Source organism: Cytobacillus sp. NJ13, assembly GCA_030348385.1.
Taxonomy (GTDB): domain Bacteria; phylum Bacillota; class Bacilli; order Bacillales; family Cytobacillaceae; genus Cytobacillus.
This window is the reverse complement of sequence record JAUCFP010000006.1, coordinates 3,142,846-3,165,431: the sequence shown is the minus strand read 5'-3', so window position 1 is coordinate 3,165,431 and position 22,586 is coordinate 3,142,846. Positions and strand designations below refer to the sequence as shown.

General features: G+C 42.4%; 21 protein-coding genes. 15 read left to right on the top strand and 6 right to left on the bottom strand.

Annotation, left to right across the window (positions count from 1 at the left end):
- Nucleotides 1-162: 162 nt before the first annotated feature.
- Both QUF73_15785 and QUF73_15780 read left to right on the top strand, forming a co-directional pair.
- Nucleotides 163-723 carry a thioredoxin family protein gene (locus QUF73_15785; protein MDM5227643.1) on the top strand — a complete coding sequence of 187 codons (561 nt, stop codon included), beginning with the start codon at nucleotides 163-165 and terminating at the stop codon, nucleotides 721-723.
- A 19-nt stretch (nucleotides 724-742) separates the two neighbouring features.
- A complete protein-coding gene (locus tag QUF73_15780) occupies nucleotides 743-1,810 on the top strand; it encodes a nitronate monooxygenase (protein MDM5227642.1) in 1,068 nt (355 codons plus the stop codon).
- A gap of 32 nt (nucleotides 1,811-1,842) precedes the next feature.
- Here the strand turns inward: QUF73_15780 and QUF73_15775 are convergent, their stop codons facing one another.
- The gene (locus tag QUF73_15775; protein MDM5227641.1) at nucleotides 1,843-2,775 is read right to left on the bottom strand and encodes a manganese-dependent inorganic pyrophosphatase; all 933 of its coding nucleotides are present in this window, start codon (nucleotides 2,773-2,775) and stop codon (nucleotides 1,843-1,845) included.
- Between the two features lie 168 nt (nucleotides 2,776-2,943).
- Here QUF73_15775 and QUF73_15770 point away from each other — a divergent pair, with 168 nt between their 5' ends.
- Nucleotides 2,944-3,696 carry a metallophosphoesterase family protein gene (locus QUF73_15770; protein MDM5227640.1) on the top strand — a complete coding sequence of 251 codons (753 nt, stop codon included), beginning with the start codon at nucleotides 2,944-2,946 and terminating at the stop codon, nucleotides 3,694-3,696.
- A gap of 193 nt (nucleotides 3,697-3,889) precedes the next feature.
- Here QUF73_15770 and QUF73_15765 read toward each other — a convergent pair whose 3' ends face one another.
- The 3 genes from QUF73_15765 to plsY form a co-directional block, all read right to left on the bottom strand.
- On the bottom strand, nucleotides 3,890-4,915 hold the full coding sequence (locus QUF73_15765; GenBank protein MDM5227639.1) for an STAS domain-containing protein: 1,026 nt from the start codon (nucleotides 4,913-4,915) through the stop codon (nucleotides 3,890-3,892).
- Nucleotides 4,916-5,022: 107 nt separating this feature from the next.
- Nucleotides 5,023-5,682, bottom strand: a complete 660-nt coding sequence (locus tag QUF73_15760) for a DUF421 domain-containing protein (protein ID MDM5227638.1) — start codon at nucleotides 5,680-5,682, stop codon at nucleotides 5,023-5,025.
- Between the two features lie 105 nt (nucleotides 5,683-5,787).
- Nucleotides 5,788-6,414 carry a glycerol-3-phosphate 1-O-acyltransferase PlsY gene (gene plsY, locus QUF73_15755; GenBank protein MDM5227637.1) on the bottom strand — a complete coding sequence of 209 codons (627 nt, stop codon included), beginning with the start codon at nucleotides 6,412-6,414 and terminating at the stop codon, nucleotides 5,788-5,790.
- A 399-nt stretch (nucleotides 6,415-6,813) separates the two neighbouring features.
- On the opposite strand from plsY, the gene QUF73_15750 reads away from it, so the two are divergent.
- The 6 genes from QUF73_15750 (at nucleotide 6,814) to QUF73_15725 (ending at nucleotide 12,620) form a co-directional block, all read left to right on the top strand.
- Nucleotides 6,814-7,173 carry a hypothetical protein gene (locus tag QUF73_15750; protein ID MDM5227636.1) on the top strand — a complete coding sequence of 120 codons (360 nt, stop codon included), beginning with the start codon at nucleotides 6,814-6,816 and terminating at the stop codon, nucleotides 7,171-7,173.
- Nucleotides 7,174-7,299: 126 nt separating this feature from the next.
- On the top strand, nucleotides 7,300-7,557 hold the full coding sequence (locus QUF73_15745; GenBank protein ID MDM5227635.1) for a hypothetical protein: 258 nt from the start codon (nucleotides 7,300-7,302) through the stop codon (nucleotides 7,555-7,557).
- A 66-nt stretch (nucleotides 7,558-7,623) separates the two neighbouring features.
- Entirely contained in the window at nucleotides 7,624-8,241 is a 618-nt protein-coding gene (locus tag QUF73_15740) for a TetR/AcrR family transcriptional regulator (protein ID MDM5227634.1), read from the top strand.
- A gap of 257 nt (nucleotides 8,242-8,498) precedes the next feature.
- The gene (locus tag QUF73_15735) at nucleotides 8,499-9,434 is read left to right on the top strand and encodes a diacylglycerol kinase (GenBank protein MDM5227633.1); all 936 of its coding nucleotides are present in this window, start codon (nucleotides 8,499-8,501) and stop codon (nucleotides 9,432-9,434) included.
- A gap of 238 nt (nucleotides 9,435-9,672) precedes the next feature.
- Complete coding sequence (rlmD, locus tag QUF73_15730) at nucleotides 9,673-11,052, top strand: 23S rRNA (uracil(1939)-C(5))-methyltransferase RlmD (protein MDM5227632.1); 1,380 nt, start codon at nucleotides 9,673-9,675, stop codon at nucleotides 11,050-11,052.
- A gap of 104 nt (nucleotides 11,053-11,156) precedes the next feature.
- Nucleotides 11,157-12,620, top strand: a complete 1,464-nt coding sequence (locus tag QUF73_15725; protein MDM5227631.1) for a PAS domain S-box protein — start codon at nucleotides 11,157-11,159, stop codon at nucleotides 12,618-12,620.
- Between the two features lie 85 nt (nucleotides 12,621-12,705).
- On the opposite strand, the gene QUF73_15720 is transcribed toward QUF73_15725, so the two are convergent.
- Nucleotides 12,706-14,622, bottom strand: a complete 1,917-nt coding sequence (locus tag QUF73_15720) for an alkaline phosphatase family protein (protein ID MDM5227630.1) — start codon at nucleotides 14,620-14,622, stop codon at nucleotides 12,706-12,708.
- Nucleotides 14,623-14,909: 287 nt separating this feature from the next.
- Here QUF73_15720 and QUF73_15715 point away from each other — a divergent pair, with 287 nt between their 5' ends.
- The 3 genes from QUF73_15715 to QUF73_15705 all read left to right on the top strand — a co-directional run bounded on the left by QUF73_15715 (nucleotide 14,910) and on the right by QUF73_15705 (nucleotide 18,093).
- The gene (locus QUF73_15715) at nucleotides 14,910-16,013 is read left to right on the top strand and encodes a C39 family peptidase (protein ID MDM5227629.1); all 1,104 of its coding nucleotides are present in this window, start codon (nucleotides 14,910-14,912) and stop codon (nucleotides 16,011-16,013) included.
- 260 nt (nucleotides 16,014-16,273) lie between these two features.
- Entirely contained in the window at nucleotides 16,274-16,930 is a 657-nt protein-coding gene (locus QUF73_15710) for a 5-bromo-4-chloroindolyl phosphate hydrolysis family protein (GenBank protein ID MDM5227628.1), read from the top strand.
- Nucleotides 16,927-18,093, top strand: coding sequence for a toxic anion resistance protein (locus tag QUF73_15705; protein MDM5227627.1), 1,167 nt, complete (start codon nucleotides 16,927-16,929; stop codon nucleotides 18,091-18,093). The genes QUF73_15710 and QUF73_15705 overlap by 4 nt, the downstream gene beginning before the upstream one ends.
- A gap of 58 nt (nucleotides 18,094-18,151) precedes the next feature.
- Here the strand turns inward: QUF73_15705 and QUF73_15700 are convergent, their stop codons facing one another.
- Nucleotides 18,152-19,810, bottom strand: coding sequence for a PAS domain S-box protein (locus tag QUF73_15700; protein ID MDM5227626.1), 1,659 nt, complete (start codon nucleotides 19,808-19,810; stop codon nucleotides 18,152-18,154).
- Between the two features lie 206 nt (nucleotides 19,811-20,016).
- Here QUF73_15700 and QUF73_15695 point away from each other — a divergent pair, with 206 nt between their 5' ends.
- The 3 genes from QUF73_15695 to QUF73_15685 all read left to right on the top strand — a co-directional run bounded on the left by QUF73_15695 (nucleotide 20,017) and on the right by QUF73_15685 (nucleotide 22,498).
- Entirely contained in the window at nucleotides 20,017-20,247 is a 231-nt protein-coding gene (locus QUF73_15695) for an excisionase family DNA-binding protein (protein MDM5227625.1), read from the top strand.
- 92 nt (nucleotides 20,248-20,339) lie between these two features.
- Nucleotides 20,340-20,900: an FAD-dependent oxidoreductase gene (locus tag QUF73_15690; GenBank protein ID MDM5227624.1), complete on the top strand. Its 561-nt coding sequence runs from the start codon at nucleotides 20,340-20,342 to the stop codon at nucleotides 20,898-20,900.
- Nucleotides 20,901-21,097: 197 nt separating this feature from the next.
- Complete coding sequence (locus QUF73_15685; protein MDM5227623.1) at nucleotides 21,098-22,498, top strand: M28 family peptidase; 1,401 nt, start codon at nucleotides 21,098-21,100, stop codon at nucleotides 22,496-22,498.
- The last annotated feature ends 88 nt before the right edge of the window (nucleotides 22,499-22,586 follow it).

Here is a 22,586-nt window from a genome sequence, read left to right as displayed (position 1 = left end):
GGCCGTTTTTCGCCGGCCTTCGTTTTTTGCCGACAGCCTCCTTGTCTAATTTCCCAGGAAAAGATGTTTTTCTGCAAAATTCGGCAGCAGCAAACAGAAGGAATGATGGGGAGCCATACAGAATTAGTAATTAGGTATTTAGAAAAAAAGGAGTGTTTATTAATGGAATTACTGGATTGGTTTCAAAAAGGGATAAGACTTCAAGAATACACTGAGGGAATGAAAGTAAATAAAGATGAAATGATGGGCATTTACGATCGTTTCTCTTTATCAGAAAAAGAGAAAGCAAGATTGGCAGAATTTAGGGACACTGGCATCAAAGTGATTGTACTCACTGAAGATTGGTGCGGAGATGCCATGCTGAATATTCCGATTTTATTAAAAATCACAGAGGAAACCGGAATGGAAGTCCGATTTATTTTGAGGGATCAGAACCTTGAGCTGATGGATCAATATTTGACTAACGGAACATCCAGAGCAATACCCATTTATATTTTTATAGATAAAGAGGGGAAGGAAAAAGCTGTTTGGGGACCTCGTGCCAAACAGATTCAGGAAATGGTTGATGATGAAAGAAGCAAGCTCCCCGCAAAGGATGCTGAAGACTTTAAGGACAAACAAATGGGCATGTACAGGAGATTAACTGCTTCCTATCAGGAGGATTCTAAGATCTGGCATTTTGTGGCTGATAGTATAATAGATGCTATTGTTTTGGGGAAATAAAGACGGAAGGATGTTTTAAATGGGATGGAACCGGAATTCCATAACTGCGATAATGGATATAAAATACCCTATTTTCCAGGCTCCTATGGCCGGAGGGATGACAACGCCGGAATTAATCAGCGCGGTGTCCAATTGTGGAGGACTTGGAAATATGGGTGCAGGCTATATGAGTTCAGATGAAATAAGGAACGATATAAAACGGATTCGGAAGCTGACAGATAAGCCATTTGGCATCAATCTCTTTGTTCCGGATAGTGAGGCTTCGGCGGATGCAGAGGAAATCAGCAGCATGGAGGATGTACTCGCCGGATACGGCAGTGAGCTTGGTATGAAGGAAAAACCTTCACTGCCAGAAAAGGATTATGTTGATTTATACAGTAAACAGCTTGATGTTTTGATGGAAGAACGGGTGCCTGTTTGCAGCTTTACATTTGGCATACCTGATTCTTCCATTATTTCTGAATTAAAGAAACAGGGTACGATTATTATTGGAACTGCAACCAATGTAAATGAAGCAGTAGAATGGGAAGAGGCTGGCGCAGATGTGATTGTTGCTCAAGGGGTTGAAGCCGGGGGGCACCGTGGAACTTTCCACAGCGAAGAAAGCGGGCTTATCGGTTCCATGGCTCTAATACCACAGGCAGCAGATGCGGTTGGCTGTCCTGTAGCTGCGGCAGGGGGAATAATGGATGCCCGCGGTATTGCTGCGGCTATGATACTTGGCGCAGCAGGAGCCCAGCTGGGAACAGCTTTTCTTACATGCAGGGAAAGCGGGGCTCACTCACTGTACAAGCACGCACTATTAAATGCAAGGGAAGATCAAACAGCTGTTACGAAAGCATTTTCCGGAAAGCTTGCAAGAGGGATTCGCAACAGGTTCATGGTAGAGATGAAGGGTCTGCAGGCATTACCTTATCCATTGCAGAATGATATGACAGCCCCTATCCGAAAGCAGGCAGCCAAGCTGGAGCGGCCGGAGTTTATGTCATTATGGGCTGGACAGGGATTGAGACTGGCTGAAAAGGTGACAGTTAAGGAGCTGATGATAAAGCTTGTTAAGGGGACAGAAGCTTTATTGGATAAGTAAAAAGCAGTGCCAGGTGCGGCACTGCTTCTGTCTTATTTGCCAGCTAATACGTTTGTAAGCGGCGGTACGATTTGCTTTTTGCGTGAAACAACGCCCTTTAATAAGGCACTGTTGTTTTCAAGTGTTACATCATAAGCTTTTTCAACTGCTGCAGCTTCTTTGCCAAGAGAGATGGCAACTGAGTCGTTGTTAAGGATGTCAGTTAAAACAAAAACAAAAAGATCAAGCTCTTTGTTATTGATATTTTCAGTAATGACAGCTTCCAATTCTTCCTGGCGGCTTAATACGTCATTTAGGTCCACAGCATTAACCTGAGCGATTTCTGTTTTATAGCTTCCCATTTGGAATTCCTTTGCGTCAAGGGAGATCAGCTCTTTCACGCTCTTCTTGCTTAAATCTGCTCCTGCTTTAAGCATTTCCAGCCCAAATTCTTCAGCGTTTACTCCCGCGATTTCAGCAAGCTCGCGAGCAGCTGCAACGTCCTGATCTGTGCATGTAGGAGATTTGAACAGCAAAGAATCGGAAATGATAGCCGAAAGCATTAAGCCAGCTGTTGCCTTGCTGATTTCTACTCCGTTTTCCTTGTACATTTTGTTCAGAATAGTTGCTGTGCAGCCAACCGGCTCTGCGCGGTAGTAAAGCGGATCGCTTGTTTCAAAGTTTGCGATGCGGTGGTGGTCAATAACCTCAAGGATTTTTACATCTCTGATATCATCAGCGCTTTGCTGGAATTCGTTATGGTCCACAAGAATCACTTCGCTTGCTTCTTTGGATACTGCCTCAACAAGACGGGGAGCTTCAGCCTTAAAATAATTTAAAGCATATTGTGTTTCCTCATTTACCTGGCCCAGGCGGATTGGCTCTGCATCAACGCCTAATTTGTTTTTTAATTCTGCATAAGCAAGTGCTGAGCAGATTGAGTCAGTGTCTGGGTTTTTGTGTCCGAATACAAATACTTTTGACATAAATCCTACTCCTTCTATATGTAATGTTGGTTTTGGCATGCTGTTATTTTACCATATTTCTAATGTAATGGTGGTACAGGGAAAAATCAAATTTTGTTTTTTCCAATTGTTAGAGGAAGCTTGGATGTTTTGGAGAAATAAATTAAGGATAGTAAGGAGGAGACATGCATGGGGAAAGTAGCCATAATTTCTGATATTCATGGAAATATCACAGCTCTGGAGGCGGTGCTGGACAATATCCGCGAACGAGGAATTGAGATTATATTTTGCCTGGGTGATTTGATAGGGAAAGGTCCCAACTCCCTTAAAGCCGTTGAAAGGATAAAAGAAACCTGTGAAGTGGTCCTCCTCGGAAATTGGGATGATTTCATGCAGAAGCCGCTGGACTTTGAAGAGGGGCAATGGCATCAGAGACAGCTGGGGGAAGAGGCGTTAGCCTATTTAGGAACACTGCCGTTTCATCACGATTTTTATATGAGCGGCAAATATGTCAGGCTCTACCATGCTTCCGCCAAAAGCATTTATCATCGGGTTGTGCCAATGCGGGATTCTTATGAAGAAAAGCTCGCTATGTTTGAGAATACAGAAAATATTAATGCCGGAGAGGAGGGACTAATTCCGGATGTTGTCGGTTACGGGGATATTCATGCTGCTTTGATTGAACCGATTCATCCGCAAAGGACACTATTCAATGCTGGAAGCGTTGGGAATTCCCTGGACATTCCTCAGGCAACCTATGCCATTTTGCATGGGGAATATTTATCGAAAGAGGCTGCGCCTTTCTCAATCGAAATTGTCCGGGTTCCTTATGATATTGAAAAGGAAATAAGCATTGCCAAGGATATGGGAATGCCGAATCTTGAGGCCTACGCGCTCGAGTTGCGTGAAGCGCAATATAGGGGGGGGCCTAAGAAAGTATAATCAACTGATAAGAACCTGTACGCACATAAATAAAATTATCCGCACTTAAAACAAGGCTATGCGCACATAAAAATTTTTATCCGCACACAAATCCTGGTTATTCGCACATAAATTACTGATTCAGACATTTTTTTGCACATTTAACTCAAAAAAGCTGACTTCCCGCCTGATGCGGAGTCAGCTTTTTCCGTTATTAAAAGATTTTCCGGCCTTTTTTGGACAGTGCATAATAAATGCCGTGCTGCAGGTTTGTGAAGCAGTTAAATTTAGAAAGATTAAAATTAGTTTCCGTAATCTTTGTGCCAAGTTCTGGTGAAATGCCAACCAGAATGGTTTCGGTGCCAATCAGGTTAGCTGCAGCTGCCAATTTGCTTAAGAATTCGACGGTATAGGCACTGATGGATTGATTTAACCCGGTTAGGTCCAGAATCAGGCAATCTGCCTGGTGCTTCGGCAGGCTGTGAAGCGTTTTATCCACGAGCTCTTCAGAGCGGAATTCATCGTATCTTCCCAAAAGAGGGACAACAACGATTCCATCCAGGACAGGAATAACCGGTGAAGAGATTTCTTTAACAAGCTGCTTTAATTCAATCGTCCGGTCTTCCACTAATTTTTCAAGCTCGCTGATTTTTTTTGATTCTTCGCGCCTCGCCAAAGCGTGTATATTTTCCTCAACAGTAACACTTGAAGGGAAGTAATCCAGCTCTGTATTATCCTGTCCGGCCAACTGGTCAGCTGCTTTTTTATACCAAAGGCTTGTTCCAAACACGGCGGAAAAGATTCCTGCAAAATGTCCCGGCAGGAATGTTCCAGACTCGTTTTTCCCTTGTTCTTTGTTAATCTTATATTCCCAGCTGTCAATTGCTCTGACCTTGGCGGTTTTCGCAGCGGGATCTAAATCAGTGATGATGAATTTTCCCCAGCCGGCAGAAGCATATATTCTGGGTATGATATTAGCCACTTCTTCTATGGGAAGTTTTAAATCCTTGAAAAATTTCCCTACAACCATTCCCTGCCTGAACCCGGTGGTCTCAAGTACAAGGCTGGAAGTTTCTTTTCCTGAAATCTCTTCAATCGTATCGAAGAAGCTTTTCATGGCGGATTTTATCCAAAATAGGACTGCATCATCGCCTTCAAAATTAAACAGACCTTTTTCCAGGTCCCAATTAAAATCAAAACCATCAATTTTTGTTTCAAGCACTAGGCTTTCTTCTGTCATACCATTACCCCCTGATATTGATATGTATAGTTAAGTCACTTTATTTGTCTCGTAAGTAACCAATGATATATACCCTCAGCTTCAAACCATAAACCTATTCTAGAAAATTACCTGCGCCTGTTTACATTCAATTTTTTCGACTTTTCATTTACATAAGCGTACATAATCTCTTTCTCATTCAAACTGTTTTGCTCCAGCTGCTCTAAAAGCCAATCTTTAGTCTGTCCCAGCAGCTGGAGATTACGCGTCTGAATCCTGCCATCCACAATAACCGCAATAGGGAGACCCTCATCCTGAATGGAGATATTTAAATGTTCGACGGTTACGGGCGTATTGGCCACTTTCGGTATGATGCTCACTTCACCTATAGGCTCAAGAATAGCGTAATCCACATCTGCAATTTTGGGATAGCCTTTGCTTCTTAAGATAGACAGCAGCTGAGTCATGGAGAGGTGGGATTTTTCCAGATTGTCTTCTAGGATTTCCCCATTTTTAATCAGCATCGTCGGTTCCCCAAGAAAAAATCGGTTGCCAATTTGGTTTAAAGTCAAATAGGAAAAGAGAATATGAAGGCCTACAAGAATAGCCAATACTGCTAATGTCGGCCAGTATTCAGTGCTGATGAGAGGCTCGGAGGCAACTGTGCCAACGATAATGATGGCGACAAGATCATACGGAGTCATCTGAATAATTGTCGACTTGCCCATCAGTCTCATAATCATGATCGTGATTAAGTAAAGACTTAAAATTTTTAAGATCAAGAACATATGCAAGCTCCCCTTTGACTGCACTTTTATTCAAAGGATTTGCTTAATGATCGGCTTTCATGTGAAAAATAATAAAAAAACCCGAATGCAGGATCCGGGTTTCGATTAGGCTCGTTTTTTATGATCTCTTGGAGGGATGCGGTCATCTTTCAGGCGCTTATCATTGATTTTAGGCTCATTTTTATCAATGAAGTTATTAATATTCGAACGGTGAAGGAAAATCAAAAATAATAGGAAAATAGAAAAGATAAGTTCATGTTCAGTGCCTTCGGTAAATAAGGAATAGATAAGTAAAGATGCACCCACCGATAAAGAGCCAAAAAATACATACTTCGTTGCGTAAATGACTGCGACAAAAGAAATGTAGGCGATTAAAAACATCCAAATATTTGCTGCAAGCAATACACCTGCCGTGGTTGCGATGGCTTTTCCTCCGCGGAATCCTGCAAAGATCGGGAAGCAGTGGCCGGCTACTGCAACCATCCCGACCATTAACGGATCGGGCTCAGCGTTCAGGATGACAGGCAATGCTGCAGCAGCTGCTCCCTTGCCCACATCCACCAGCAGAACTGCGATAGCTGCTTTTTTGCCAAGTACCCTTAGTGTATTAGTCGCACCAGGATTATTGCTGCCATGATCACGGATGTCGATCCCAAAGGCATATTTGCCGATCAATAAGGCTGTAGGAATTGATCCTATCAGGTACGCTGCCAAGTAAATAAGAAATGTCATCGTATCCATCCTTTTTCATCAATATATTCAATAATGGTTTAGAGTTGTCCATTATTTAAAAATATTTTCACTGCCCTCCTCATTAAGTAGTCATCGCTTACAGTTTACCATATAATGGTTTTGTTCGAAGCGGGAAAATAATTATTATTTTAATATTAATCAATGTAAAAATATGGAAATAAGAGCTTTTTGGAGAGGTTTTTTATAAAAAAAAGTATTGAATTATTCGATTCTCTCGATTATGATTGTTTCGGCACTCAAAAAGAAAGAATGTTATCCGAATAGATATAAAGGAAGCTGCTATATTCCAGGATTTATTTGATCAGCAAAATATCCAGCAGGATATTTTCATGTTCCAGATCACTCCGCTGTCAGGAACATTGGAAGGAGATGATTTTCATGGAGCACTTTTCATTGGAAGAATGGCGAAAATATGTGAAAAATGAGCTGTCAGAACCAGAGCGTGAACTCTATGAAGATCATCTCTATATATGTGATCAATGTCTGGAAGTATACCTCGAGGCAATGGACGAGGAAGAGGATTCCTTCCCGGAAATGCCGGGAGAAGATGAGTTTACCAATCTTGTTATGGCTCAAATTTCAGGAGGAATTCCGGAAGAAGCTGACAAGGAACACAAAGAACTTCCCAAAAAAGAATCCTGGTTTGAGCGCTGGTTTCCCATTGCATTTGCCTGCTTTATGCTGTTTGGGGGATTAGTAACTATGTACCGGGATAAAAACCAAATAGACCAGGATTAACTCTTAACAGACAGTTAGGAGTTTTTTTGTGTACAAAAAGTTTGAAAATTCATTTAAAAATACTTGCAATAAAAAGACTAATCAGTTTATTTTATAAGATAAGAATATGCATGGGGAGTGAGAAATATGGGAAGAAGGCAGGTTTCGCAGGAAATGCGAAAAATGAGCAAGAGCATCCATCTTGAGCAATGGATCTGGGACTTGGCAGCACAAATGCAGCCGTGCCGTTCAGCGGCTATCAGAGATTTATTTCTCGCTAAAGTAAAAGAAGACTTGGTAATGGCTGGATTGGCGGAGGAAAATACAGAAATCACGAGTGAACATGCCAGCCTGTATATAGAAGTAATTCTGAAAAGAAGTGACATCAGCCAAAAGTGCTGCTGATATTTAATACGCAGGAATAACTTGAATTTTCTCAGAGAATAAACCAAATACAATGGAGGGAGAGACTTGTCGCCTATCGTATCAGAGGAATATAAGCGGAAGAAAAAGAAAGAGATCCTGGCGGGCGCATTGGCCTGCTTTGCCAAAAAGGGATTTCAGGCAGCGACCATTGATGACATTGTCGCTTATTCAGGAATCAGCAAGGGAGCCATCTATAATTATTTTAAAAGCAAGGAAGAAATCTATCTGGAGCTTTTGAATGAGCAGACAGAATCAGCTAATGCAAGACTTGCTGAGAGAATATCCAGTTTCTCTTCAGCGGAAGAGAAACTGGAATATCTTTTTGATTTGTATAGGAATATGAGCCCATTCAGCCAGGAACGAAAAGATAGAATTACTGTACAGCTGGAATTTACACTGCATTCCTCAAGAGATGAAAACTTGAATCGAATTTTGAACGAAAGAGGAAAGAAGTTCTTTTTGAAATTGATAACAAATATTATGGAAGAAGGACAGACTGCCGGGGAATTCCGTCCGGATGCAGATCCAAATCATGTAGCGGGATTATTCTGGACTTTTATGGACGGGGCAATGCTTCATAGAGTAATTAATGAAGAATATCCATATAAAACCATTATTGACTATGTTAAGAGCCTTGTTTTGCAGGACCTGAAACAGGAATAATGCTCAACCGCATCCTGCTTAATATTGATTTTAGATGACATGTTCAAGAAATATAACTTAATTACGATACTTTTTTGCATAATGAGGGTATAATTCATTTGTGCATCTGACCACTTGTGAAAATAGCGGGAAGTGAATAGAATAGAAACGGACGGCAGTGAAAAATTGCTAAGCCGTGAACTGTTCGCTATGATGTTAAAAGATGGAATAATATATACGGATTAAGTTTAGATATTTCAATAATAGGATGATGGGCTATGAAAAGAGCAAGAATTATTTATAATCCGACTTCAGGCCGGGAAATTTTTAAAAGACATTTAGCAGAGGTTCTGCAAAAGCTGGAGAGTGCAGGATATGAAACCTCATGCCATGCCACCACAGGTGAAGGGGATGCGATTAAAGCTGCACGGGCAGCTGTTGAACGCCGCTTCGACCTGGTTATTGCAGCAGGCGGCGACGGTACGATTAACGAGGTGGTAAACGGGCTCGCTGAACAGGATTACCGTCCGCGTCTCGGCATTATCCCTACGGGCACAACCAATGATTTTGCCCGTGCGCTCCATATTCCAAGAGATGTGGAAGCGGCTGCTGAAATCATTGTAAAAGGAGATACCATTCCTGTCGATATTGGCCGCATAAATGAAAAATATTTTATAAATATTGCTGGTGGCGGAAGGCTGACAGAGCTGACTTACGAGGTGCCAAGCAAGCTTAAAACAATGATTGGCCAGCTTGCCTATTACCTTAAGGGAATCGAAATGCTGCCTTCCTTCCGTTCAACCGAAGTAAGCATCGAGTTTGACGGGAAAATCTTTGAAGGTGAAGCCATGCTTTTCCTTGTCGGTCTGACAAATTCAGTCGGCGGGTTTGAAAAGCTGGCGCCGGATTCCTGTATAAATGACGGGCTATTTTCCCTGCTGATATTAAAGAAAACTAATCTTGCTGATTTTATCCGGATCGCGACAATGGCTGTCCGGGGCGAGCATGTAAAAGATCCGAACGTTATCTATACGCAGGCAAACCGCATCAAAGTACAATCCAAAGAGAAAGTCCAGCTCAATCTTGACGGTGAATTTGGCGGGCTGCTTCCTGCTGAATTCGTAAACCTGTACAGGCATTTGGAAGTGTTTGTCCCAATTGACCAGATTCGTGAAGAAGACCGTCCGACCGATTGGGAAAGTTCCCACGAATAATAGGAAGTCCGCTCTCTAACAGAGGGCGGGCTTTTATTTTGTTAAACGCTTGTAATTGTAAACGATGCAAATAGACTGGAAAATATGCTAATAGACGGTTAAATTTTGCAAATAGGTATGCTAAAGGGTATGCAGGTTCAGAATCTGTTCCATATCCATTTCGTATTTAGCCCTGTTTTGTGATACAATCTGTCTAGTCAAAATAGGTCACGGAATTAAGCTGAAAAGGAAGAAAATGATGAGCAGAACATTACCGGTGCAAAAAAATGATTATATAGATGTTACATTTGAGGATTTGACGCATGAAGGGGCAGGAGTTGCAAAGGTGGACGGTTATCCGCTATTTGTGCCGGATGGGCTTCCCGGTGAGAGAGCAAAGGTAAAAGTGATTAAGGTGAATAAGGGATATGGATTTGGGCGCCTGATCGAGATATATGAAAGCAGCCCATATCGAGTAGAAGCACCCTGCCCGATTTATAAGGAGTGCGGCGGATGTCAGCTGCAGCACCTGAGCTATGAAGGCCAGCTTCTCGCCAAGGAAAAACAGGTCAGAGATGTTCTGGAAAGGATCGGGAAGCTTGAGGGAGTCAAGGTGCATCCGGTTCTCGGCATGAAGGATCCTTGGCGCTACAGAAATAAAGCGCAGGTTCCGATTGGCGAGCAGGAAGGCGGACTGATCGGCGGATTTTATCAGCAGCGCACCCACCAGATCATTGATATGAAGGAATGCCTCATCCAGCAGGAAAAAAATGATGAGGTTGTACAAAAGGTAAAGGAAATTTGCGGCCGCTATGGTGTCCGCGCTTATGATGAAGGCAGGCATAAAGGCGAGCTTCGCCACGTTATGGCGCGCCATGGGCTTGTGACAGGCGAAGTGATGATTGTCCTTGTCACAAGGACGAGCGAGCTTCCGCATAAGGAAAAGATTGTGGAAGAGATTGCATCAAGCATTGAAGGTGTTAAATCCGTCGTCCATAATGTGAATTCCAAGAAGACGAATGTGATCATGGGAGCTGTCACACGAGTCCTCTGGGGCGAAGAAGTGATCTATGATTTTATTGGCGATATTAAATTTGCGATTTCCGCCCGCTCCTTTTATCAGGTAAACCCGGAGCAAACAAAAGTTTTATATGATAAAGCTCTGGAATATGCGAATCTGAGCGGAGAAGAAAAGGTTATCGATGCGTACTGCGGAATTGGCACCATTTCGCTTTTCCTGGCCCAGAAAGCAAAAGAGGTGTTCGGTGTTGAAATCGTGCCGGAAGCTATTGAGGATGCGAAGAGAAATGCTGACCTAAACGGTATGACAAATGCTTCATTTGCAGTCGGGAAAGCAGAAGAAGTAATTCCTGAATGGTATAAAAAGGGGAACACCGCAGATGTGCTAGTCGTTGACCCGCCGCGAAAAGGCTGTGATGAAGCTCTGCTGAAAACCATTTTAAGCATGAAGCCAAAGAAAGTCGTCTATGTATCCTGCAATCCGGGAACATTGGCAAGGGATCTGCGTATTTTGGAGGACGGCGGGTACAGGACCATCGAAGTGCAGCCGGTGGATATGTTCCCTCAGACTATGCATTGTGAAGCTGTCGCGGGATTAGAATGGAGAGAGGGCAGCTGACCTATAGGGAAGCTGCTTTTTTAGGTTCTCTAAAGAATCCCCATGCTTTTTTTCTTATAATTCTGTAAAATATAGTTTATAGAGTTATAAATGGGGTGAGCTAATTGGTTAATGATTTCCCGATACTTGGAAATGATGGTGAATCGATTTATTCCAATCCTGATGAATTGCTCGATTTGTTCCTGAACTGTACGGCAGATGGGGTTGCCATCATTGATATGGAGAACCGTTTTATAAGGATAAATCATATGTATACGGTGATTTTTGGGTATACCGAAGAGCAAGTTATTGGCAGAAAGTTTACCGATTTTCAGAACCCGGAAGAAGTGAAGTGTATTATAAAACTGGTTAAACTGGGGAAAGTTTACAGCAATGTGATTACACAGCGCTATCATCAGGATGGTTCGGTACTGGATATATCGGTTTCGTATTCTCCTTTCAGAAATTCCAAGGGTAAAATCATCGCCGTTCTGGCTATATTCCGGGATATGACAGAGTTTAAAAGCATGGAGAGAGAATTAAGAAAAACCAGGGAACTGTACGATTTGATTACTGGGAATACGACAGATATGATAAAAGTCTTTACAAAGGATCAAACGGTGATTTATGCATCCCCATCTCATGAAAAAGCTTTGGGATATTCGCCGATGCAGCTTGTTGGGAAGACCTGCGGCACGTTCATATATACCGAGGAAGAGAGAGAAAAGTTTAGCAGGGTATGTCAAAAGCTGCTGGAAACGGGAGAACCTCAGATCCTTGAAACGAAGTTGGATACGGTTAATGGCGAAATCGTTTTCGTAGAGACAAGCATTTCCCCTATTTTAAACGATAAAGGTGAGATTGAATTATTTGTGGCAGTAGGCAGAAACATAACAGACAGAGTTAATAATGATGCGGCTTTGCGTAACTTGGACCGCCTGTCCATTATCGGACAGCTCGCAGCAGGGGTTGCACATGAGATCAGGAACCCGCTGACTTCATTAAAAGGTTTCTCAAAACTGCTCCAATCCAGCGTTAATCAGGAAAAACAGGGTGATTATTTATCGATTATCATGGAGGAGCTTGATCGAATTGATATCATTGTCAATGAGTTCATGTCCCTGGCAAAGCCCCAGGCAATCGAGTTTGAGAAAGGGAGCTTAATGTCAATTCTTGAAAGTACGATTAACGTACTTCATCCGCAGGCACTGCTTCACAATGTTCAAATTCATCTCAAACATCGTGAGAATGATGTCATGCTATTATGTTCACCTCTCCAGCTGAAGCAAGTGTTTGTGAATTTTTTAAAAAATGCGATTGAAGCGATGCCGAATGGCGGAAATGTATATATCAGTGCTGAAAGAATAGAGAGCAGGCGTGTGAGGATTGCTTTTGCAGATGAAGGAGCAGGCATTGACGATGAAATGCTGAAGTATCTTGGGACCCCTTTTTATACGACAAAAGATAAAGGAATCGGTTTGGGGCTCACAGTCAGCAATAAGATTATTCAGGAGCATCAAGGTTTGATGGCCATCGAAAGTCTTATAGGTGAAGGCACTACGGTGATTGTGGAATTGGATTGTATATAGTGTGTACAGCTCATCTCTATAGGGGTGGGTTTTTTATTTTCAAAAAATGAAACACTGCCTTGCAGCGCATAGCAAGGCAGTGTTATTAATCTAAAGCATCTTTTAGAACTTCACCCTCCAAAAAGTCCGGAGCAGGTATGTCCAGCAGCTTATAGACAGTTGGGGCAATATCCAGTGTGGTAATCGAGTCAATCCGGCTCTCCTTTTTAAAAGAAGAACCTTGTGCAAAGAATACGGCCCTGAGTTCTTTCCGATCAGGATTACCGCCGTGGCTTCCGAGTTCAATTGCCGGCATATGTGGACTTGTTAGGCTGCTGCCCATCATATAGCCCCTTGCGCCAAGCAGCAAAATGTCTCCCTGGTTAGGGTGCTTATTCTCTTTATTATTTCCATAGGCAATCTGATAAGGTTTTTCTTCCTTTCTTAAGAGGTGATGGAAAAACTGCTTCGCAGTTTGATTAAAATGGCTGAACTGCCCTTGCACTATGGAATCACCAGCTTCATCAAAATAGCCCTTTAGGATTTTCGTCTGAAATTCCGGCTTGATTTTATACTCGCTAAAGAGTTTCTCGACTTGGTCTGCAGCCTTTTCCTTCTCTTTCTTAGTGAGGTTTTCGTTCAGATAAATTTGTGCAGCTGACCCGCTGGCCACAGCCATTGCTTTGGAGTTCTCCTCATCCACTTTGCCTTTTTTATCTGTCTTTAAAAGGCCTGATTCTTTCAAAAGAGTGTTTGGAGCAAGGATGGTGTGAACTGGCTCCATGCCGTGGTCGGATACAACAAGAAGGTGGTCTTCTCCGCTAAGGCTATCCAACGTCTGTCCAACGACATCATCGGAAAGCTTGTATGCCCATTCAATGTATTTTTTATGTTTTTGAGAATTGTCCTCTGAATACCCAGGCTGCCGAGGATCTGTCAGCAGAAAGTGATGTGATTCATGATCAATTTGAGGTGTATAAAACATCAGCAAATCCGGCTGGTATTCTTCTTTAATATACAGAGACACATCAGTTGCCCAACTGACAAAACGTGAACTGATTTCTTCGTACTCTTCTCTAGTAATCCACTTTTTTTCGAATGCCTTTGTATCATCCTGAACTGGAAAAAAGCCGAATTCTGAAAGCAGCTCCTCTTCAAATCCGTCGGGTCCTTCAATGAGGGCTGAAGTAACGGCCGTCCGGTAAATGCTTGCTTTCTCAAGGCCAGGGTCCATTTTCAGCTTAAACCAGAATCCTGCAGATTCGCCATCGGCTTCAACAGGAATTGCCCCCCATTCATTGGCGTTGACAGTGACATCTTTGGGGTCTGCCGAACGGTTTTCCGAAAAAATGAATCGGTTATAGTTGGTCTTTCCATCATCTGAAGTGTCTAAAGCCAATATATAAATTTCTTTATTCTTTGCTTTTTTTAATGGCAGCTTCAATATAGCTTCCTTTAAAGGGCTAAAGCTGCTTTCGGTGTGCTTCCAGCTCTCTGCTTTTTTGAACTGAAGCTTATCCAGAGAACTCTCTGCCCAGGTTTCGCCATAATAGACTGCGTAATCAGCCTGTGTTCCTGCATCAGGATTTGACCCTGGAAACAGCACTGTGGCAGTTGTTTTGCCGTTTTTTTTGGCCTCTGCCCAAAGCGGGCTTTTATCGAGCGGCTGATGGAAGGCGCTTTCTCCATTTGCCAATTCTTTTTGGGGATCCTGCCACTTATTGCTGACCATGCCGGTTTCAGACGGGGCTGCACCTGAAGCAATTGCCGCATGTGAGGGGGCGGTCAGCGATGGGGTTACGGTTTTGGAATCCTTGGCGGCCACTCCATTCTTCATGAGTGCTTTAATGTGGGGGAGCTTGCCTTCCTTTACATACTCTTTTGTCAGGTCATTTCTCATTCCATCAAAGGAAATCAGCACAACCTTGTTTTCCTGTCCAACCCGATCCTCTGCATATCCTGAGGAAGGAAATACAATCGATCCTATTAATAAAATAACTATATAAAAATAGTGCTTATTCATTATGTTTCCTCCAAGGTGTAAGTAAATTGGTACAAGAGGTTATTCCCTGTATTTCTTATAAATAAACAAATAATCGGCTTTTTACTGGCTATGGCCACTCAATTGTATGTATGAAGAAGGAAGATATGCAGAGGCCAATTATCCCGAATCAGTTAAATAAAGTGATGCAATAGATTCAATAAAATTTTTCCAGTCCCAAAACGGTAGACTGAAAGTTTGCGAATCTATATTTTTAGAGTAGTCTGCAAAATTCGACAGAAATAGATTAGGGATATGGAGGAAAGTATATGGCAATGTTAAAAGGTTCATATGGAAACAGAGCTCTATTAAAAGGGACTGTTGCTGCAGCTATATTTGCAGTAGGAGTCATGGCACCAACAATTCCGAACTTTTCAAGCGAGACAGTGGCAGAAGCGGCATCATTTACTTATACGGTAGATGCGACCAGTCTGAATGTCCGTTCTGGCCCGGGGACAAATTATAGCCGGATCGGCAGTCTGGCCCAAGGCAGCAGTATCCAGGCAATCGAACGCCTTGCCAGCGGCTGGTACAAAATTAACTACAATGGCAAAACAGGCTATGTCAGCGGCCAATACGTCCGAACAAATGAAAAACTTTACCGGGTAAATGCTACATCATTAAATGTCCGAAAAGGTCCGGGAATAAATTACAGCAGTGTGGGCCTCATAAAAAACGGATCAGTATTAAGTGTCATACATAAGGAAAGCAATGGCTGGTATAAAATCTCCTACAACGGCAGCACGGGGTATGTAAGCGGTGATTATGTGACAGCCGGTGATCCCCGTCAGGCAAGGATCAATGTACCGCTCATTGCCCAGCGGCCGGAGCTGCCCAGCGGATGTGAAGTGACTTCCCTTGCCATGGCACTGAAGTTTTATGGGGTGAATGTCAGCAAAACAACACTTGCAAAAGAAATGCCATACGACTCAACCAAGCTGGTGAGAAATGCGGACGGTTCTATTAAAACCTGGGGTGACCCTGATGTCGGGTTCGTCGGAACGCCTTTTGGCAATGGCCACACGATAAATCCGGGACCGCTGAAAAAGCTGCTTGACCAATATCGTCCTGGTGGAGTAAACCTGACCGGAAAAGATTTTTCGGAAATCGAAAAGGCTGTTTCAGAGGGTAACCCTGTCTTGGCATGGTTTACAATCAGCCATGAAATGCCGAATAATAGAAGCTGGAAAACGCCTGCCGGCAAAACGATCAGCGCACCGACACCATTGCACTGCATAGTCGTAACCGGTGTGGATGCAGATTATGTTTACTTTAATGACAGTGAAGCAGTTAAGAAAGATGTGAAAATGCCAAAAGAGAAGTTCATTAAGATTTACAATGCAATGGGCAAGCGTGCATTGGCTGTAAAATAGCCAGAAAGCACCTGCGGAAAATTTCCGCAGGTGCTTTTTTTTGAAGATAAATATACGTCTTAGGTCTTAGCAAGGATTACTTTTGTGGTCTATGGCGGGCAATCGTGTTATTTTGTATCGTATAACTTGAGAAGTTTTTTAAAAATGTTTTAATAGATTTAAGGATGTACGCCTTTTTTGCGGAAAGATGTCTGTGGATGAAACTTTAGGTTTATAAATAACGTATAAATAAGTAGGACTATGAGTAGGAGTCGATAAATATGAATTCCTTTTTAACATTTGCATTTCGTTTGCTGACGGCTGTTCCTGTGTCTGTCAGTGTTTGGCTGGCAAGTTACTTTGCATTCGGGCAAACTTTCATTTTGTCAGGGATATATGGAGCTGGAGCAGGGCTTCTTACTTATTGGGCCGGGGGATTAATTCAGCGCCGCCGCTTTTTGAAAAAGCATGGATTGACGAAAAGGGAATACCAATACATTAAGCGAAATCTTGATGAGGCGCGCCGCAAGATAACCCGTTTGCACAAAGCGATGTTCTCGATTCGGCATTTCCCGACGCTTAAGCAGCGCATGGAGTTCATGAGGGTGACGAGAAGGATTTACAGACTGACCAGGAGTGAGCCGAAACGTTTTTACCAGGCCGAGCAGTTTTATTTTTCTCATCTGGATTCCGCGGTGGAGCTGGCGGAAAAGTATGTCTTTCTGTCTTCCCAGCCGAGAAAATCGCGTGAACTGGATCAGTCCCTCCAGGAGACCAGACGTACACTTGATGCACTTACCCATCATGTGGAGGAAGATCTTCACAGGGTTATAGCTGAAGATATTGATCAGCTTCATCTTGAAATTGATGTTGCCAAGAATTCGATTGAGAAGATAAAAGATTCAAGAATTCATGATGAAAGCAGGAGATTAAAATGAACGAAGAAAAACCGTCCCTGTTAAAAAACACTAATTTATTGGATGATCTGATGGCAGATCCTTTTGGGGAAAAGCAGGAGGCTGCTCCCTCGCCATTGCAATCGGAAAAGCGGACAAGGCTGATCGATGTGATTCCGGAAGAAAACCGGGAAAAAGCCTATCAGCTTGCAAAGCAAATCGATCCTGCCAATCACCAGGCGATGATCTCATACGGAACACCGGCTCAATCAAAGCTGCTGACGTTTTCTCATACAATGCTCGAGCATGTTCAGAAAAAGGACGTTGGTGAAGTGGGAACAATCATCAATGATCTGATGAAGAAATTCAATGATGTGAATCCGGATGAGCTGAAGCCGGAGAAATCATCCTTTTTTGCGCGTATGTTTGGAAAGATATCCGGTTCTGTTCAGGAAGTCCTATCCAAATACCAAAAAACGGGTGCTCAAATCGACCGCATCAGCGTCAAACTGGAAAGAAGCAAGAATGCACTTCTTTCCGACATTGTCATGTTAGATAAGCTTTACGAAAATAATAAAGAGTATTTTCATGCTTTAAATGTATATATTGCAGCAGGTGAACTGAAGCTTGAAGAGCTTCATGAAAAGACGATTCCCGAGCTGAAGAAGAAGGCAGAAGAGTCGAATGACCAGATGAAGTTCCAGGAAGTGAACGATATGATGCAGTTTGCCGACCGTCTGGATAAACGTCTTTATGACTTGAAGCTGAGCCGTGAAATAACGATTCAAAGCGCACCGCAGATCCGTCTGATTCAGAATACCAATCAGGCATTGGTCGAAAAAATCCAGTCTTCCATCATGACGGCCATCCCGCTTTGGAAAAACCAGGTGGCCATCGCATTGACATTGCTTCGCCAGCGCCATGCCGTCGAAGCCCAGAAGAAGGTCTCAAAAACAACTAATGATCTTCTTTTGAAAAATGCAGAAATGCTGAAAATGAATACAATTGAAACGGCACGTGAGAATGAGCGGGGCCTTGTCGACATCGAAACGTTAAAGAAAACACAGGAGAACCTGATTTCCACTCTTGAAGAAACCCTGAGAATCCAGGAGGAGGGCCGCCATAAACGCCGGCAGGCAGAACACGACCTGGCCAATATGGAAAATGATTTGAGGCAGAAGCTGCTGGAGATTAAGGGAAATTAGAGGGATAAAAAAAGAGCGATGTTCAATCAAACGTTTGATTGAAATCGCTCTTTGCTGTTTAAACTGTTAATCCTGCTTCAGGGGCAGGTGTTTGTTTTTTTATAGGCAGCTTGATGACAGCTTCTGTTCCTCTCCCTTTTTCACTATTGAAATAAATGGATCCATTATGAGATTGGACAATTTTGAAGCTGACTGTAAGTCCGAGGCCGGTGCCTTTCTCTTTCGAAGAATAGAAAGGTTCACCGATCCTGTTAAGGCGTTCTTTCGACATGCCGCAGCCATCATCCTTAATCAGGATAGTCATCTGCTGGTCTTCCGCCTGCAGTGTAACCGTTACTTTACCGCCATCTCTTGATGCTTCAATGGCATTTTTTATTATATTAATAAAAAGCTGCTTTAGCTGATTTGGTTCACATTCAATCATATACACATCCGATTTTAATAGAAATTCTATCTGGACATTGTGCATGCTGGCTTCTGTTTTCAAAAGCGAAATGACATTAAAAAGGATTTTTTGAACATCCGCTTTTGTAAAACAAATATCCTGAGGCTTGGCAAGGAGCAGCAGCTCTCCGACAATATGGTTGATCCGGTCCAGCTCCTCCTGCATGATCTGATAATAGAATTGATGCTTTTCATCTTCCAGCTGCATGAGCTGTACGAAGCCTTTTAAAGATGTCAGCGGATTTCTGATTTCGTGCGCAACACTGGCAGACAGCTCGCCAACAACAGAAAGTTTTTCGGTGCGGCGCAATCTTTCTTCAGCTTGCCGAAGCTTTGTCACATCTTTTCCATATCCGATGATTCCGGCAATTTGACCGTTCACAATGAGCGGAAGTGCGGTGCATTGAATAGTGAGCTGGCTGCCATTTTTATGATTGAATTCAAATTCACAGGTTTTCGGCTGTTTATCTTTAAGGATGCCTGTAAAGTCTTCAATGGCCTTCATTTTATAAGGAGCTGGTATGATATCATCGATGCTTTTACCCAATGTCTCATCAGGACTGTAGCCTGTCACCGCTTTGAATTGGGGATTTACTTTCGTGATGGTGCCATGAAGGTCAGTCATAAAGACAATTTCAGTATTATATTCAAACAAGGATTTATATTGCTGCTGGCTTTCGGCAAGAAGCTTCTCCACATGCTTTCTTTCTGTAATATCCCGGCCGATAATAACCAGTCCTTTTCGGCTTCCATCGGCATGAAAGAGCGGCACTTTAATTGTATCAAAAGTTTTTTCAGTTCCGTCAGGCAAAGGAATGACTTCTTCAATGCGGGTAATTTTACCGTTTATCCAGGTTTCTTCATCTGAAGTTTCACAGTAGCGAAGTGCGTCACCATAAAAATCAGTGTACTCGGCCAGTTCAGAGTCCTTCTTGCCTTTATAATCGACATTTTCAAGATTGAACAACTTAAGTCCAAACTCATTAGACTCAATCCAGCGGCCCTGTCCGTCTTTAAAATTTACAAAGTCAACCATGGAATTGATTAAAGTGGAAAGGCGCTTTTCATCTTCCCTCGAGGCACTGAGCTCATCTCTTTTGCCAATAAAATAATAGAGCAGCCAGCCTGTAACGATAATGTACAGAAACTCTTTTGCTCTAAAAAGTAAACTGACAAGAGAAGAGGGCTCAAGCATATGCAAAAGGTAGTTCGTTCCGAATACCCAAATAAGGCTGATAATTACATATAAGCCCAATACCTTTTTTTTATTCATTAGCTTATATTTCTCCTGTTCTCTATCTGGCTGAAAAAAGAGCTGGAATTCAGTCAAATAAGTATTTTTTCGCTGTATAATAAAAGAATATAAGTTGCATATGCAAATTATTTACAGATTCTATTCTATATGATTTTAGAAGAGTCTTCTAGTGCCTAGAAATTTGTAAAACCATATTATAAGGAATAAGAAAGGGAAGGACAAGAATGTATCTTACTATAAAAGAAACCGCAGAATATTTATCCTACCCTGAATCATATGTAGAAAGCTTGATTCAGCAAAAGAAAATACGTGCCATTTATAACGGAGAACAGTATTTAATATACAAGGAACAGTTTAATGCCCATTTGAAGCAGGTGGAAAAATACAGGGAGCTGGTGGAAGAAATTCTAAATGAGCCGATACCCGAGGATCGGGATATCAAAGATGAGGATTAAATTGGACAATTTTCCTCGAATCACATTATTTTACAATGATTATTAGTTTGGATAAACTATAAGTAAATAATGTGTTAAAGGAGGAAGTATGGATGTTTGATATCTTAATTGTGGGTGCAGGCCCTGCTGGTGCAAGTGCTGCACTATTTGCTGCAAAAGCGGGCAAGAAGGTAGTGGTTGTGGATAATGATAAAAGCATGACTAAACGGGCGTGGGTTGAAAATCATTATGGCGTTATGGAAATCACTGGGCCAGAACTGATCGAAACAGGCAAAAAGCAAGCTGCTAAGTTTGGGGCAGAGATTGCAGAAGGAACTGTTGAAAACATTGAAAAAGCTGAAGGAAGTTTTACAATAACAGCAGGAGAAAAATCGTATTCAGCGAAGCATGTGATTTTAGCAGCTGGCGTATCTACTGATTTAGCAGAAAAAACCGGTTTGAAGACTAAAGCAGGCACCGAGCCCCGCATTAAAACGGTTCTGGATGTGGATGCTGACGGCAAGACGAATGTCGATGGCATTTGGGCAGCAGGAACAGTTGCAGGAGTCAGCGTCCATACAATCATTACAGCTGGTGATGGTGCAAAAGTTGCAATTAACGTGATCAGTGAATTAAACGGCGAGCGCTATGTGGACCATGATATAATGAAATAATAGGGAAAGAAGGCTTACCTGGGGCAGCCTTCTTTTTTTTGTCTATTTTTCCTATTAGTTATTTACTAATATTAACAATTTAACCAAAATATAGATGTTTTTACCCAGTGTACTCTAGTATCTTGTACCCTTATGATAGTTTTCAAAACATTATAAAATTTAATGAGCAGAATCTATTATTCTATTGGAGGTACTAGATGAGAAAACCAATTTTAAAAGTGGCATTAGCTTCGACTCTTATCTTTGGAGCTATTGGGACACAAGCAGTTTTTGCACATCCGGCAGACGTTAACCAGACTCAGCCGGTAAATGTATTCGATAAGAAGGCAGTCAATAAAATTAAGGCAGAAAATATCTATAATACTATTGATTATCTTTCACAAACACCGCGTGTAGCCGGTACGGAATCGGAGTATAACGCGGTTCAGTATATTAAAAGCCAATTCGAATCCTATGGCTACGAAACAGAGATTCAGCCATTCACGTTTTATGGATATACTCCTCCGAGCAGTATGGAAGTGACCATTAATGGTTATGAAGGGGAACTGCAGCCAAGATCCTTTACCTATTCAGTCAATGGGAATGTGAGCGGGGAGCTGGCATTTGCTGGGCTAGGCACACCGGAAGAACTGGAAGGCGCTGATCTTACAGGCAAAATTGCTCTTATCCAGCGCGGTTCCATTTCTTTTGCCGAGAAAGTTTTAAATGCAGCAGAAAAAGGGGCTGCCGGAGTAATTATTTTTAATAATGCAGAGGGTCCATTAAGCGGCACGCTTGGAGCCCATAATGAAGAATATGTTCCGGCGTTAACCCTGTCAAAAGCAGAAGGTGAGGCAATTCTTGCATTTCTGGAGAACGGTGAAACATTAACAGCTTCCCTATCTATTGAAGGTGCGGATGCAGGAGAAAAAATTTCCCACAACGTGATTGCCACAAAGAAACCAACCAACAAAAAGAAAGCAAACGACGACATTATTGTGGTTGGCTCTCACCATGATTCTGTAGCGGGGGCTCCTGGAGCGAATGATGATGCTTCCGGAACAGCGATGACATTAGAGCTGGCACGCGTATTCAAGGATATTCCGACAGATACAGAGATCCGGTTTGCAACATTCGGAGCAGAAGAGCTGGGATTGATTGGATCTTACCATTATGTTGACAGTCTTTCTGATGACGAAATCAGCAGAACCATTGCAAACTTTAATCTTGATATGGTGGGAAGCAAGGATGCGGGCGATTTAGTAATGATGACTTTGGATGGAGAAGAAAATCTTGTAACAGAACTTTCTCAAGCATCCAGTGAAAGGCTGAACGGTGAGCCGACGCCAGTATATCAGGGTGGCAGAAGTGACCATGTGCCTTTTGCTGAAGCAGGCATCGCAGCCGCGTTATTCATTCACAGCCCAACTGAACCATGGTACCATTCTCCGGAAGATACCATTGATAAGATCAGCAAAGAAAAGCTTCAGGATGCAGCGGAGATTGTGGGTGCAGCCATTTATGCTAAGGCACGTTTTGATAATATAGGCCCTAAACCGAAAAAGCAGCATAAAATAAAAGCAGCACCTGAAATGGTTCACGAGTTAGATGTAAAATAAGCAGAAGAGCAGCTGTTTCCTTTTAATGGGAGGCTGCTCTTTTACTATTATCCAGTTTCTTTTGCCCTTTTATGACCATTCATTCGCT

Coding starts and splice junctions, on each gene's coding strand:
- QUF73_15785 (MDM5227643.1), top strand. CDS start 163: ATGGAATTACTGGATTGGTTTCAAAAAGGGATAAGACTTCAAGAATAC.
- QUF73_15780 (MDM5227642.1), top strand. CDS start 743: ATGGGATGGAACCGGAATTCCATAACTGCGATAATGGATATAAAATAC.
- QUF73_15775 (MDM5227641.1), bottom strand. CDS start 2,775: ATGTCAAAAGTATTTGTATTCGGACACAAAAACCCAGACACTGACTCA.
- QUF73_15770 (MDM5227640.1), top strand. CDS start 2,944: ATGGGGAAAGTAGCCATAATTTCTGATATTCATGGAAATATCACAGCT.
- QUF73_15765 (MDM5227639.1), bottom strand. CDS start 4,915: ATGACAGAAGAAAGCCTAGTGCTTGAAACAAAAATTGATGGTTTTGAT.
- QUF73_15760 (MDM5227638.1), bottom strand. CDS start 5,682: ATGTTCTTGATCTTAAAAATTTTAAGTCTTTACTTAATCACGATCATG.
- plsY (MDM5227637.1), bottom strand. CDS start 6,414: ATGACATTTCTTATTTACTTGGCAGCGTACCTGATAGGATCAATTCCT.
- QUF73_15750 (MDM5227636.1), top strand. CDS start 6,814: ATGGAGCACTTTTCATTGGAAGAATGGCGAAAATATGTGAAAAATGAG.
- QUF73_15745 (MDM5227635.1), top strand. CDS start 7,300: ATGGGAAGAAGGCAGGTTTCGCAGGAAATGCGAAAAATGAGCAAGAGC.
- QUF73_15735 (MDM5227633.1), top strand. CDS start 8,499: ATGAAAAGAGCAAGAATTATTTATAATCCGACTTCAGGCCGGGAAATT.
- rlmD (MDM5227632.1), top strand. CDS start 9,673: ATGAGCAGAACATTACCGGTGCAAAAAAATGATTATATAGATGTTACA.
- QUF73_15720 (MDM5227630.1), bottom strand. CDS start 14,622: ATGAATAAGCACTATTTTTATATAGTTATTTTATTAATAGGATCGATT.
- QUF73_15715 (MDM5227629.1), top strand. CDS start 14,910: ATGGCAATGTTAAAAGGTTCATATGGAAACAGAGCTCTATTAAAAGGG.
- QUF73_15710 (MDM5227628.1), top strand. CDS start 16,274: ATGAATTCCTTTTTAACATTTGCATTTCGTTTGCTGACGGCTGTTCCT.
- QUF73_15705 (MDM5227627.1), top strand. CDS start 16,927: ATGAACGAAGAAAAACCGTCCCTGTTAAAAAACACTAATTTATTGGAT.
- QUF73_15700 (MDM5227626.1), bottom strand. CDS start 19,810: ATGAATAAAAAAAAGGTATTGGGCTTATATGTAATTATCAGCCTTATT.
- QUF73_15695 (MDM5227625.1), top strand. CDS start 20,017: ATGTATCTTACTATAAAAGAAACCGCAGAATATTTATCCTACCCTGAA.
- QUF73_15690 (MDM5227624.1), top strand. CDS start 20,340: ATGTTTGATATCTTAATTGTGGGTGCAGGCCCTGCTGGTGCAAGTGCT.
- QUF73_15685 (MDM5227623.1), top strand. CDS start 21,098: ATGAGAAAACCAATTTTAAAAGTGGCATTAGCTTCGACTCTTATCTTT.